Genomic DNA, 12,605 nt, shown 5'->3' on the forward strand with positions numbered 1-12,605 from the left:
CTCTATTTCTCCGGAACCGATGCCGCCAATCCAGTCAGCGCCCAGGACCTCTCGATCACCGTCGGCCGGGGCGACCTCAACTTCCAGGGCAATGCGACCGCCGGCGCGGCCACCATCGTCCTGGCGCAGGACGGCTATGGCGGGCTCAATTTCGGCACCGGAACCGATGCCGGCACAGCCAGCATCACCAACCAGGGCGGCGGTTTCATCGCCTTCACGGGGGCAAGCGCGGACCAGGCGACGATCGTCAATGACGGGCTGGGCATACCGTATTATTTCAGCAGGACGACCTTCGACGACGATTATTCGAGCAATGAATTCTCCTCCGCCGGAGACGCCACGATAACCAACAGGAATGGCGGCTCGACCACTTTTTACGGACATTCGGACGGCGGAGCGGCAACGCTGGTCAATGAGGCCGGCGGCACGCTCGATTTCCAGCAGGCATCGCAGGCGGCGCACGCAACCATCCTCAACGGCGCCGGCGGCAGCGTGCTGGTGCGCTTCCGGGACCAGGACTCGGTGCTCGATGTCGGCTCGCTGTCGGGCGATGGGGCCATACAAATCGACGATTCACAGCTGGCGCCACAGCTTTCGCTCGGCTCGCTCGGCCATGACGACGTCATCGGCGGCACCATTTCCGGAAACGGCTCCCTGACAAAGACCGGCACGGGCAAGCTGACGCTCAACGGACAGAACAGCTATGCGGGCCTGACCACGGTCGGCATGGAAACGCTGGTGGTCGGCGACGACGGCCATGGCACAGCGAGCCTCGCCGGCGATGTCACGGTCGATTCCGGCGCGCGCCTTGGCGGCATCGGCACCATTGGCGGCAATGTCACCATCCTCGGCACGCATGGCGTCGGCAATTCCATCGGCGTGCAGACGGTCGGCGGCAACTATGTCAACCACGGCATATTCGAAGTCGAGGCGACCCCGGCCGGCGCCGACAGACTGATCGTCGGCGGCACGGTCGACATATCGGGCGCGACGCTGAACCTGGTCCTGACGCCGGCGACGGCCGAGAGCTGGAACCTGCTCAACGGGCCGTACACGATCATCCAGAACAATGGCGCGGCCGATGTCGCCGGTACCTTCGCCTCCGTCGGCGATCTCAACGACCTTCTCTTCCTCGACCATCTCCTCAACTACCAGGGCGGCGACGGCAACGACATCACCCTCACCCTGGCGCGCAACGACGTCGCGGTCGCCAACGTCGCCACCACCCGCAACCAGGTCGCGACCGCCGGAGCGCTCGATCGGCTCGGCGAAGGCAATGCGCTTGCACGGGCCATGCTGCTGATGACCGACGAGGATGCCGCGCGCCTGGCGCTGGATGCCGCGTCGGGCGAGGTTCATGCGTCGGCCAAGGGGATGCTGATCGAGGACAGCCGCTTCGTCGCCGATGCCGCAACCGCCCGCGTCCGGGCGGCCATGGGCGACGTTGCCGCTCCCGCCATGCCAGTGATGGCTTATGGCGAGGGCGGCCCGGAGCTGGTCGAGGCTGATACCAGCCGTTTCGTCGTGTGGGGGCAAGCTTTCGGCTCCTGGGGCACGGCGAGCGGCGACGGCAATGCCGCCGGCCTCGACCGCTCCACTGGCGGCTTCCTCGCCGGCGGCGACACCGCGATCGGCGAAGCCTGGCGGGTCGGCATGCTGACCGGCTACAGCCACGCCAGTTTCGACGTCGACGATCGTGCCTCGTCCGGCTCCAGCGACAGCTATCAAATCGGCCTTTATGGCGGTGGACAGTGGGACGGCCTGGGCCTGCGCGGCGGCGTCGCCTACAGCTGGAACCGGATCGACACCAGCCGCAACGTCGTCGTTCCAGGCTTCGCCGATGCGCTGACGGCGAAATACGATGCCGGCACCGCGCAGGTCTTCGGCGAGGCCGGCTATCGCGTCGAGACGCGCATGGCTGCCTTCGAGCCCTTCGCCGGTCTCGCCTATGTCAACCTGCACACCGACGGCTTCACGGAAAAGGGTGGCGCCGCCGCACTCACATCCGCTGCCTCGACCACCGAGACCACCTTCACCACGCTGGGCCTCCGTGCCTCGGCCGGCTTCGACCTCGGCGGGGTGCAGGCAAGCGCGCAGGGTACGCTCGGCTGGCGTCATGCCTTCGGCGACACCACGCCGACCGCGGACATGGCCTTCGCCGGTGGCGACCTCTTCACCATTGCCGGCGCGCCGATCGCCAGGGATACAGCCATCGTCGGAGCCGGGCTCGATTTCCGGATCGCCGACAGCACCACGCTGGGGATCAGCTACTCCGGCCAGTTCGGGACGAAAGCGGCCGATCAGGGCGTCCGCGCCACGATGCAAGTGCGGTTCTGATTTTTCGGCTTGCGTCAGCCTTCGGCGGGAACCGCTTTCGGTTTGCCCTCGCCATCCAGCGCCACCATGACGAAATCGGCATGGGTGACCTTCTCCATCAGGTCGGAGAGGTAGCGCTGCGCCCAGGCCTCGACCTTGAGCGTCATCGAGGTGCGGCCGACGCGCTCGACATGGGTGTAGATGCACAGCGTGTCGCCGATCTTCATCGCCTTGGCGAACGACATCTCCTTCACCGCCGCCGTCACCACGCGGCCCTTGGCGCGCTCGGCGGCGCGGATGCCGCAGGCCAGGTCCATCTGCGCCATCACCCAGCCGCCGAAAATGTCGCCGGCCGCATTGGCGTCCGAAGGCATGGCCAGGGTGCGCAGCGTCAGATCGCCAAGCGGCCGTCCTTCAGCGTAGTGCACCATGCGAGAAATCCTTCGAGACCGGCTGCCCTCGATCCCGTATCGTCACGGCGCCCGAAGGTCAACGCGCCACGGCATGGCCACGAGGCCCCGGAGCTTCTCCCGATAGGAATTTTTTCTTGACTCGGTGACCTCAGCTATGGTACATTTTTGCCTATGGTGCTGATTTGCGCCAGTGACCCGCCGCACAGGCGGGTTTTTCGTTTGATGCACCGTCAGCCAACACCCGGCGAAGGTCGATCAGAAATAGCGCCTGAGGTTCGTGCGAATACGATCGAGCACGCTGTCCCCGGAAAGGTCCGGCGAGAACTCCTTGCCGGTGATCGCCTCATAGGCCTGCGCATAGACATGCGAGGCCTGTTCGACGATCTCGGCCGGTATCTCAGGTATCGGGTCGCTGTAGGGGTTGCAGCGCGCCGAGACCCACGACCGGACGAAATCCTTGTCAAAACTCTCCGGCCGGCTGCCGTCGGCGAGCGCCTGTTCGTAGCTCGATGCGATCCAGTACCGGCTGCTGTCCGGGGTGTGGATTTCATCGGCAAGAATGATGGTCCCGTTCCTGTCGGTGCCGAATTCGTACTTCGTGTCGGCCAGGATCAGGCCGCGCTCGGTGGCGCGCTGCTGGCCGCGGGCGAACAGCCGCAAAGCGTAGCCGGACACGGTGTCCCACTGCGCCTGCGTGAGAAGACCCTGTTCGAGGATCTCGGCTTTCGACAGCGGCTCGTCATGGCCGCCATGCGCGGCCTTGCTGGTCGGCGTGATGATCGGCTCGGCCAGCTTTTCATTGTCGCGCAGGCCGTCCGGCAGGCGGATACCGTACATGTCGCGGTCGCCGCGCTTGTAGCGCGTCAGGATCGAAGTGCTGGTGGTTCCCGCCAGATAGCCGCGCACGACGATCTCGACCGGCAGGATGTCGAGCCTCGTGCCGACGACGACGTTCGGGTCGGGGTATTCGAGAACATGGTTCGGACAGATATCGGCGGTTTCCTCGAACCAGTAGCGCGCCGTCTGGGTCAGTATCTCTCCCTTGTAGGGGATCGAAGTCAGGATGATGTCGAAGGCACTGAGCCGGTCGGTGGCGATGATGATGCGCCGGCCATCCGCCAGATCGTAGTTTTCGCGGACCTTGCCGCTGTAGTGGCCCGGCAGTTCGGGAATGAACGCGTCAGGGAGGGTCCGCATATGATTTCCTGCCTTCCGCAGAGTGGCCAGAGCATAATTCCGAAAAGTTATGCGCCAAGATAGTGCCATCGCATAGGCTGTCGGGACGATAGATATCAAGCGCGATTGTCGGGAATCCCCGCAAACCTGATCGGTTCGACGGTCGCTTTTTTCACAACTGATGCCGGATGGCGCGGCGACTTCGGAATGCCGTCGCGTCTAGGCTGCAGCCAATCTTTCGGAGCCTCCCATTTCCATCATGCAGACCTATGATTTCATCATCGTCGGCTCCGGCTCGGCCGGCTCGGTCCTGGCCGAAAAACTCTCGGCCTCGGGGCGCTTCTCGGTGCTGGTGCTGGAGGCCGGCGGCAGCGACCGCCGCTTCTACGTGCAGATGCCGCTCGGCTACGGCAAGACCTTCTTCGATCCCGGCGTCAACTGGAACTACAAGGCCGAGCCGGACCCGGGGCTCGCCGGCAATGCCGACCACTGGCCGCGCGGCAAGCTGCTTGGCGGCTCAAGCTCAATCAACGCCATGGTCTGGATCCGGGGTGCGCGCGAGGATTTCGATGCCTGGGCGGCCGCCGGCAATCCAGGCTGGGGCTATGACGACCTCTTGCCCGCCTTCAAGGCGCTCGAGGACAACCAGGCCGGCGCCGATGCATGGCGCGGCACGGGGGGCCCGCTGCATGTCACCGACTGTTCGAACGCCGTCCATCCGCTGACCCAGCGCTATCTCGCCGCCGGCCAGCAGGCCGGCCTGCCGCTCAACCCGGATTTCAACGGCGCCGCCCAGGAAGGCGTCGGCATCTACCAGATCTCGACCCGCAACGGCCGCCGCATGTCGGCGGCGCGCGCTTTCCTGCGTCCGGCGATGAAGCGCGGGAATGTCCGCGTCGAGATGAAGGCGCTGGCGACCAGGGTGCTGTTCGAGGGGAAGCGTGCCATCGGCGTCGAGTATCAGCAGAACGGCGAGACGAAGACCGCGCGTGCCGGCCGCGAAATTATCTTGTCGGGCGGTTCGGTCAACTCGCCGCAATTGCTGCAGCTGTCCGGCGTCGGGCCCTCCGCTCTGCTCAAAGGCCTGGGCATCCGGATGGTCCACGCCAACGAGAATGTCGGCGCGCATCTGCAGGATCATGTCGGCATCAACTACACCTTCAAGGGCAAGCTGCCGACGCTCAACCAGACGCTGCGTCCCTGGTGGGGCAAGCTGCTGGTCGGCATGCAATATATCCTGACCCGTTCCGGCCCGCTGTCGCTGTCGATGAACAATGCCGGTGGCTTCTTCCGCACCGACCCGGCGGCGACGCGGCCCAACATGCAGCTCTATTTCCAGGCATTCTCGACCGTCATTCCCAAGAGCGGCGAGCGTCCCATCCTGACGCCCGACCCATGGCCGGGCTTTTCCATCGGCCTGTCCAACTGCCGCCCGTCGAGCCGTGGCGAGATCATGATCCGCTCGGCCAATCCGCGCGAGTACCCCAGGATAACGGCCAATGCCTACTCCACCAATGCCGATGTCGAGGAGATGCTGGCGGCGGTGAAATTCGTGCGCAAGATCGCCTCGATGCCTGCCATGGCCGAGATCATCGAGGAAGAGGTTTTGCCAGGCCCGTCAATCACTTCCGATGCAGACCTGATTCAGGATTTCAGGAAGCGCTCGGGCACCGTCTATCATCCGGTCTCGACCTGCCGCATGGGGCCCGATCCGGCGCGCGCCGTCGTCGACCCGCGTCTCAAGGCGCACGGCATCGACGGCCTGCGCGTCATCGACGCCTCCATCTTCCCCGACAACATCACCGGCAACACCAACGCCGCCTCGATCATGACCGGTTGGAAGGGCGCCGAACTGGTTCTGGAGGACCAAAAATGAAGATCACCGACGTCAAGACCTGGGTTGTCGACAATCCGCCGCCCGGCATCGGCGGCAAGTATTTCATCTTCGTCAAGTTGACCACCGATGGCGGCGTGGTCGGCTATGGCGAGGCCTACAACGCCACCTTCTCCGCCCATGTTACCGCCCGGATGGTCGAGGACATGGCCGAGCGCTATCTCGTCGGCCGCGATCCGCACGACATCGAGAACTTCTTCCGCCGCGCCTATTCGTCCGGCTTCACCCAGCGGCCCGACGTGTCAGGCATGGGCTGCTTCTCGGCGCTGGAAATGGCCTGCTGGGACATCATCGGCAAGGAGGCCGACAAGCCGGTCTACAAACTGCTCGGCGGCCAGGTGCACGAAACGCTGCGTTCCTACACCTATCTTTATCCGCACACCGGCAGCGTCCACTCCGAGGATGCGCACGGCAAGAACGTCTACAACGACCCCGATCTCGCCGCCGCCTGCGCGCTCGAATATGTCGAACAGGGGTTCAACGCCGTCAAACTGGACCCGGCCGGCCCCTACACCGCCTTCGACGGCCACCAGCCGCGTCTTGTCGATATCGACCTGTCCACCCGCATGATCAAGGCGATCCGCGAGGCGGTCGGCACCCGCGCCGACATCCTGTTTGGCACGCACGGCCAGTTCACAGCGTCCGGCGCGCTGCGCATGGCGCGCGCCATCGAGCCCTATGATCCCTTGTGGTTCGAGGAGCCGGTGCCGCCTGACATGCCCGAAGTCATGGCGCAAGTGGCCCGCGCGACCTCGATCCCGATCGCCACCGGCGAACGGCTGACCACCAAGTTCGAGTTCGCCCGCGTCATCGAGAACCGCGCCGCGACCATCCTGCAGCCGGACCTTGGCCGCTCCGGCGGCATTCTCGAAACCAAGAAGATCGCGGCGATGGCCGAGGCCTACCACATCCAGGTCGCCCCTCACTGCTATTGCGGGCCGATCGTCGGTGCGGCCAACATCCAGCTGGCGGTGACGCTGCCCAACTTCCTCATCCTGGAATCGCTGAAGCAGTGGGAGGGTTTCCATGCCACGCTCCTGAAGAAGAAGATCGAGTGGCAGGACGGCAATGTCATCCCCTCGAAGGAGCCCGGCCTCGGCGTCGAGCTCAACGAAGCGGTCTGCGACGCGCATCCCTATACGGGCAAGGACCTGCATCTGCAGATGATGCAGACCCCGCTGATGCCGTGAGCGAAAGCTACGCCTTCATCGGGCTTGGCCATCTCGGCGGCAACCTTGCCGCCAGCCTGATCCGCAACGGCTTTGCCGTCACCGTCTTCGACCGCGATCCGGCCGCCGCCGAGCGCCTGGTGGCGCTCGGCGCCACTACCGCGAGCAGCCCGGCCGAGGCCGCCGCCCGGGCCGGCAATGCCATCACGTGCCTGCCCTCGCCCAAGGTCAGCGAAGCGGTGCTGGCCGGACCCGGCGGATTGCTGGAGGGCCTTCCCAAGGGCGGCACCTGGATCGAGATGTCGACCAACGGCCGCGACGAGATTCTTCGCCTTGCGGCCCTCGCCTCGGCCAGGGGCGTCGAGACGCTGGAATGCCCGGTCACCGGTGGCGTGCATCTGGCGGCGGCTGGCAAGATCACCGCGCTGGTCGGCGGCGATCCAGCGCTCTACGAACGTCATCGGCCGGCCATCGAGGCGATGTGCGCAAAGTCGTTCCTGATGGGTCCGGTCGGCTCGGCGGCGGTGATCAAGGTGATCACCAACATGCTCGCCTTCATCCATCTCGTCGCCGCCGGCGAGGCGCTGATGCTGGCGAGACAGGGCGGGCTCGACCTCGCCCAGTCCTACCATGCCATCTCAGCCTCCTCCGGCAACAGCTTCGTCCACGAGACCGAAAGCCAGCTCATCCTCAACGGCTCCTACGACATCGGCTTCACCATGGACCTGGCGCTGAAGGACCTCGGCTTCGCGCTGGCGATGGGCAGGGAATTCAGACTGCCGCTCCAACTGGCGCCGCTTGTGAGTGAGATTTTCCAGATGGGCAAACAGGAATATGGCGGCAGCGCCTGGTCCACCCAGATCGTCAAATTGCTCGAGGATGCCGTCGATACCGACCTGCGCGCGCCCGGTTTTCCGGCCAAGCTGGAACTCTGACATCAGCCAGTTATCAAGCGATTTCAGGATGTTGGATTGATGGGCGGATTCATCTGAATCAATCTGTCAACGGCTTGATTCAGTATCTGAGCGTCAATGCACCCGGCAGGATCTCGAAGGTCGCGGGTATGCGTCCCGGCGACTCGCCGTCTATATCGACCAGGGCGCCATTCTCTGACGCATCGCCGAGCGGCTCGACCACCACTTTCCTGCCGCGCAGGATGGTGATCGCCGGATGGTTGCGGTGCCGCCCGCCATAGAGCAGCCGGATGTCCCAGATCAGCTTCAGCTTTCCGGCGGCGCGCAGGATGACGATGTCGAACTGCCCGTCGGTGATTTCGGCATCCGGCGCGATCATCATGCCGCCGCCGAAGAACTTTCCATTGGCGACCGCCACCAGCGCCATGCGCGCTTCGAAGGGTGCGCCGTCATCGACCGTGATCCTGACGTCCTGAAAACGGTAGCGGATGAACTCCATCACGGTGCGCCACAGGAACAGTGCCTTGGCCGACATCCTGCCCTTGCGCTTGTCGGCATTGACGGCGCGGTCGGTGGCGCCGGAAAGTCCCAGACTGGCGATGTTGATGAAGTGCCGGCTGGCCAGCGCGCCGTGATCGTCGATGTAGCCGATGCGCCCGGCATCGACCTTGCGGCCCTTGGCTTCGGCCAACCGCTTCAGCACGGCATCCACCTCTTTCGGCAGGCCGAGCCCGCGCGCGAAATCGATGCCGGTGCCGCACGGCAACAGGCCAAGTTCAGTGATCCGGCCGCTCTCCTGGGCCGCCTGCAGAAGCCCGTCGGCCACTTCGCTGGCGGTGCCGTCACCGCCGGCCGCAATCACCAGATCGAAGCCCATCATTGCGAGATCGATTGCCAGCCTTTCGGCATCGCCTTCGGCCTGCGTTTCGCGCAGCTCGAATTCGCCGAAATGCTTTTTCAGCGACACGGCAACATCAGGCCAATGCCGTTTCAGCCGGCCGCCACCGGCAATCGGGTTGAGAACCACTCCGACTTTCAAAATACCCGCCCTCCCCGGCGCCGGACATGCAGGTCCGATCCTTTGCCGGCATTGAAGCCCGCGACCACCGGCGGAGCAAGGGGCGCTGTCGGCTCGTACGCAAAAAAGCGGGCGGGCTGTCTAAAGCAGCCGGCGCTCGAATTCCCCGGTTTGTGGCTAACGATCCCCGGTAATCCCGCTATCCACAGGGCAGCGGCCATTCCCCAGGACCCTTACCCGGCGTACGTTAAACCCATCTCAGGCGGCTACCGATCATCAAGCCGAAAGGCGAAGTGAAAGGCGGATTTCCTGAGGCCCGTACGGCCCGAAGCGAGAGCAGGCTTGCCTGTTTCGAGGGACGGAGCCGAGACCTACGGGGCCGCGGAAAGCGTGCCAACGCCTACGGCGGACCGATGCTGCCATGAAGGACGGCAAAAACCTTCGATGGTGCGCAGGGCAAAGCTCGCAAGGGTGGAGACCGGCGTGGTCCCGAACGGACGCTGCTCTCGGGCGGCGGACTGGCAGGACCGTCAAAATCAAGGCCGGCAAGGCGCGACGACTTTACGGAAGTTGCTGCCGCGACCGTGTCCTGATCTGACAGGGAGGCGCTGGGAGAAATCCCGGCGCCGACTGTCTTTTTGGCCCCCCGATGCCCTTTGGCGGCGATCTTGCGAGCGCCGCTTCTCCACGCGCTAAAATCGGTTAGTATCGCCTGGTCAGAGCCCGTTTGAAAACGCGCTCTGCCGAGTCGGATGGCGTGGTTTTCGAGAACCGAAGCGTAGCGGACCTTTGAGTCCGTGAGCATAGGAAGCGCAGAAAACCGCGTCAGGCGGCCGGCAGAGTAGCGTTTACAAATGGGCTCGTAGAAGGGGGATACTTCATGACGCTCGTCCAGAAGCTTGCCGTTGCCTACGCTTTCCTGTTCTTCGGCGTCGTCGCCATCGGCTACATACCGGCGTTCAACGATGCCGACGGCAATCTGTTCGGCCTTTTCTCGCTGCAATGGTACGACGACCTGCTGCACGCCTTCTCCGGCGTCTGGGCGCTGGCCGCCGCCTTCATCTCCCACCGCCAGGCAGTGTTCTATTTCAAGCTGTTCGGCTCGGTCTACCTGTTCGACGGCGTGCTCGGGCTGGTCACCGGTTCCGGCTGCCTCGACGCCGGTATCTTCATCAACGGCTTCCGCTCTCTCAACGATATCGAATTCCCGGCCCGCTTCTTCGCCAACCTGCCGCACATCGTCATTGGCGGCTTCGCCGTCTATGTCGGCTTCCGGCTGGCCAGGCGCGTACACGACCACTTCGCCACGGCCTGACCAGGCATGTTCCTGTTCCGCTGGCTGAAGCGCATCATCAAGACGATCCTCTGGCTGATCGTCGTCGTCATCCTCATCCCGATCGCCGGGCTGAGCTACGGCTTCCTGACGACGTCGTCGCTCGACAAGACGCCGCTGCCCGGCATTGCCGACGGCGCCCCGCCCAAGGCGCTGGCCGACAAGGTCCGCGCCGAGATCCCCGGCTACCAGCGGCCGGAGGAATCGACCTTCCTGACCTATCCGGAATGGGCGATCGTCTACGCCGCGCGCGAATATGCCGGCTTCGTCGACAAGGACCAACCGAGCGGCTTCCCCTACTGGTCCTATATCGGCCGCTTCTGGCAGGACTACGCCATGGTGATCCGCGCCAGCGCTCCCTACAAGTTCAACTACGCCAACCACCAGATGCTGGTCATCATCGGCACCAGCCACTCGATCGAGCATATATTGCAGTGGGCCTATGAGAACACGGTCGGCCGCATCACCGAGGCGACGACGGCCAAGCGCACTGCCGCCGACATTTATCAGGCCAAGGTCGCGGCGGACTATGCCGCGTTTCTCGACCAGGTGCCCTGGTATCAGTTCCCGTATGCCGACAAGCGTGCCGGCCTGTTTGCCGTGCAGCCGGCGCCGGGCGACAGCTCGATCCGCACCAGCGAACGCAAGCTGGCGTTCGGCCTCGCCGACACCATCAAGCAGGGCTATGCCGACCTGATAAAAAAGGCCCTCGCTGCCACGATGGACCCCGCCTTGCTCGACATCCATGTCTGGGCCAAGGGACCCGTCGGCGAAGCCACGCGCAACGAGCCCGACACCTTGCTCGAACGCGACATGGGCGCTGACGGCACCATCTTCGTCACCAGGCGCTATCAGGTCTTCACCGAAATGATCCTGCGCCTGATCGACAAGGGCGTCTCCTTCGTCGAGATCGGCGGCAATGACGAGATCATGGCCACGGTGCTCTCCACCGATACGATCGCCGTTCCCGAAGGCATGCGCATCCTGTTCAGCTATCCGCTGCCGGCCGATCAATCCACGCGCCGCACCGGCATGATCGTTGCCGTGCGCAAGCTGCATCTCGTGCTGCCGGCGCTGATCAAGTCCGGCGCCAGGCTCGAACACGTCTACGATTACTGAGGCCTTTCGGTCACGCCCGGCCAAGATTACGCATTTCCTGGCCTCCGTCACGCCCATTCCACAATCGCGGCCAAATCCCGCCTTGTTCGCGCGCGAAGGAATGGGAAGAATGGAAGGGCTGCCGGGGGGCATCTCGAAGGGACAAGACCGTGATCAAGACCGCCCTTGTCGCCATGACCATTGTCGGCTGCGACTGCGACGCCAAGCTTTGCGAATATATCGGCGAGACGCCGGCCAAATGGTCGACCGTCGCCGAATGCGAAGCCGCGATGAAGAGCCAGATGCTGCACGAGCGCAATTTCAACTATCCGCTCGTCTCCGGCATTTGCCGCACGAAGGGTTCGTCGTCCTCCTCGCAGCTGGCCGCGACCGCATCGCGCCCGGAACTGAAGCCCGCCAGCCGCGTCGTCAGAACCGAAAGCCCGCTGCCGCCGGAACTCAGCCACCGGCCGAGCGTCTCGGTCGGTTCGCCGACGACCGCCATGGAAGCCGACGCCGCCCGGCCCGTTGCCTATGAACAGGTGGTCGATGGCGGAACCGGTGTGCTCTATCGCACCAAGAACGGCTACGCCGTGGTCAAGACCGATCTCGGCCGCGCCGCCTCGGCAACCGCCGACGCCGCGAAGCGCTCTGTGAACTGGCTGGCTGGCCTGATGCCGAAGGGGCTGTAGGCCCGCTGGCGTCTCGGTTCGACGACCGCGTGATCAGGCAGGCACATAGGTCAACCTGATCACGTCGTCGCCAATCAAATCGCTGGCCACAAAGCGAAGCGGCGGCCGGGGGCCGGCGAAGAATGGCTTGCCATGACCAAGCACGAACGGATGGAGGTAGAGTTGGTACGCATCGACAAGACCAAGGTCGGTCAGGCTTCGCGCCAGGCCTGGTCCAGAAACTGAAATCTCCCCGACGAGCTCAGCCTTAAGCCCGCGTATCACCGCCTCGACGTCATCCGCGACAAGTGTTGCGTTAGGGCCGGCCGACTTCAGAGAGCGCGACACAACCCACTTCGGTTGGCTTCGCCACGCCGCCGCGAATTCGTGCGCCTCCGCGCTCCATTCAGGACTGTCTTCGTCCCAATAGCGCATGACCTCGTACATGCCGCGACCGTACACACTGCCGCTCAAATTGCGCACTTGCTCTATCCAGTGACGAAAGATCGTCGGGCCCGACGGCATTTTCTGGTGGTCGACATAGCCGTCGAGTGACTGGTTCATTCTGAAAATGAGCTTCGCCATGCTGCAGGATCTCCAACC

11 protein-coding genes are annotated in these 12,605 nt (G+C 64.3%); 7 read left to right on the top strand and 4 right to left on the bottom strand.

All coding sequences use genetic code 11. From position 1 onward, the window contains the following. Window positions 1-2,337, top strand: a 2,337-nt coding sequence (locus tag EN955_RS21490; protein ID WP_127223450.1) for an autotransporter domain-containing protein, incomplete at its 5' end; no start/stop codon positions are given. 14 nt (window positions 2,338-2,351) lie between these two features. Here EN955_RS21490 and EN955_RS21495 read toward each other — a convergent pair. Both EN955_RS21495 and EN955_RS21500 read right to left on the bottom strand, forming a co-directional pair. Next, complete coding sequence (locus EN955_RS21495; protein ID WP_024504171.1) at window positions 2,352-2,747, bottom strand: acyl-CoA thioesterase; 396 nt, start codon at window positions 2,745-2,747, stop codon at window positions 2,352-2,354. 237 nt (window positions 2,748-2,984) lie between these two features. After that, window positions 2,985-3,926, bottom strand: a complete 942-nt coding sequence (locus tag EN955_RS21500; protein WP_024504172.1) for a phosphoribosylaminoimidazolesuccinocarboxamide synthase — start codon at window positions 3,924-3,926, stop codon at window positions 2,985-2,987. A gap of 238 nt (window positions 3,927-4,164) precedes the next feature. On the opposite strand from EN955_RS21500, the gene EN955_RS21505 reads away from it, so the two are divergent. From EN955_RS21505 to EN955_RS21515, 3 genes are read left to right on the top strand one after another with little or no spacing between them, the layout of a single operon-like run. Further along, window positions 4,165-5,781, top strand: coding sequence for a GMC family oxidoreductase N-terminal domain-containing protein (locus tag EN955_RS21505; protein WP_024504173.1), 1,617 nt, complete (start codon window positions 4,165-4,167; stop codon window positions 5,779-5,781). After that, entirely contained in the window at window positions 5,778-6,989 is a 1,212-nt protein-coding gene (locus EN955_RS21510) for a mandelate racemase/muconate lactonizing enzyme family protein (protein WP_024504174.1), read from the top strand. The genes EN955_RS21505 and EN955_RS21510 overlap by 4 nt, the downstream gene beginning before the upstream one ends. Then, window positions 6,986-7,903: an NAD(P)-dependent oxidoreductase gene (locus EN955_RS21515; RefSeq protein ID WP_024504175.1), complete on the top strand. Its 918-nt coding sequence runs from the start codon at window positions 6,986-6,988 to the stop codon at window positions 7,901-7,903. The genes EN955_RS21510 and EN955_RS21515 overlap by 4 nt, the downstream gene beginning before the upstream one ends. A 79-nt stretch (window positions 7,904-7,982) precedes the next feature. Here the strand turns inward: EN955_RS21515 and EN955_RS21520 are convergent, their stop codons facing one another. Further along, the gene (locus EN955_RS21520; protein ID WP_024504176.1) at window positions 7,983-8,921 is read right to left on the bottom strand and encodes a diacylglycerol kinase family protein; all 939 of its coding nucleotides are present in this window, start codon (window positions 8,919-8,921) and stop codon (window positions 7,983-7,985) included. Window positions 8,922-9,780: 859 nt separating this feature from the next. On the opposite strand from EN955_RS21520, the gene EN955_RS21525 reads away from it, so the two are divergent. The 3 genes from EN955_RS21525 to EN955_RS21535 all read left to right on the top strand — a co-directional run bounded on the left by EN955_RS21525 (window position 9,781) and on the right by EN955_RS21535 (window position 12,023). Continuing rightward, the gene (locus EN955_RS21525) at window positions 9,781-10,215 is read left to right on the top strand and encodes a DUF4383 domain-containing protein (protein WP_013530043.1); all 435 of its coding nucleotides are present in this window, start codon (window positions 9,781-9,783) and stop codon (window positions 10,213-10,215) included. Window positions 10,216-10,221: 6 nt separating this feature from the next. Next, window positions 10,222-11,352, top strand: a complete 1,131-nt coding sequence (locus tag EN955_RS21530; RefSeq protein WP_024504177.1) for a hypothetical protein — start codon at window positions 10,222-10,224, stop codon at window positions 11,350-11,352. Window positions 11,353-11,501: 149 nt separating this feature from the next. Then, window positions 11,502-12,023 (top strand): hypothetical protein, encoded by a 522-nt coding sequence (locus EN955_RS21535; protein ID WP_013530041.1) that lies wholly within the window; start codon window positions 11,502-11,504, stop codon window positions 12,021-12,023. 33 nt (window positions 12,024-12,056) lie between these two features. On the opposite strand, the gene EN955_RS21540 is transcribed toward EN955_RS21535, so the two are convergent. Continuing rightward, complete coding sequence (locus tag EN955_RS21540; RefSeq protein WP_013530040.1) at window positions 12,057-12,587, bottom strand: dihydrofolate reductase family protein; 531 nt, start codon at window positions 12,585-12,587, stop codon at window positions 12,057-12,059. Window positions 12,588-12,605: the final 18 nt, after the last annotated feature.

It is taken from the genome of Mesorhizobium sp. M7A.F.Ca.CA.001.04.2.1 (assembly GCF_003998485.1).
Classification (GTDB): domain Bacteria; phylum Pseudomonadota; class Alphaproteobacteria; order Rhizobiales; family Rhizobiaceae; genus Mesorhizobium; species Mesorhizobium ciceri.

What these genes read in the sequence shown, in the direction of transcription:
- EN955_RS21495 (WP_024504171.1), bottom strand. Translation starts at nt 2,747, where the DNA reads ATGGTGCACTACGCTGAAGGACGGCCGCTTGGCGATCTGACGCTGCGC.
- EN955_RS21505 (WP_024504173.1), top strand. Translation starts at nt 4,165, where the DNA reads ATGCAGACCTATGATTTCATCATCGTCGGCTCCGGCTCGGCCGGCTCG.
- EN955_RS21540 (WP_013530040.1), bottom strand. Translation starts at nt 12,587, where the DNA reads ATGGCGAAGCTCATTTTCAGAATGAACCAGTCACTCGACGGCTATGTC.
- EN955_RS21525 (WP_013530043.1), top strand. Translation starts at nt 9,781, where the DNA reads ATGACGCTCGTCCAGAAGCTTGCCGTTGCCTACGCTTTCCTGTTCTTC.
- EN955_RS21530 (WP_024504177.1), top strand. Translation starts at nt 10,222, where the DNA reads ATGTTCCTGTTCCGCTGGCTGAAGCGCATCATCAAGACGATCCTCTGG.
- EN955_RS21510 (WP_024504174.1), top strand. Translation starts at nt 5,778, where the DNA reads ATGAAGATCACCGACGTCAAGACCTGGGTTGTCGACAATCCGCCGCCC.
- EN955_RS21500 (WP_024504172.1), bottom strand. Translation starts at nt 3,926, where the DNA reads ATGCGGACCCTCCCTGACGCGTTCATTCCCGAACTGCCGGGCCACTAC.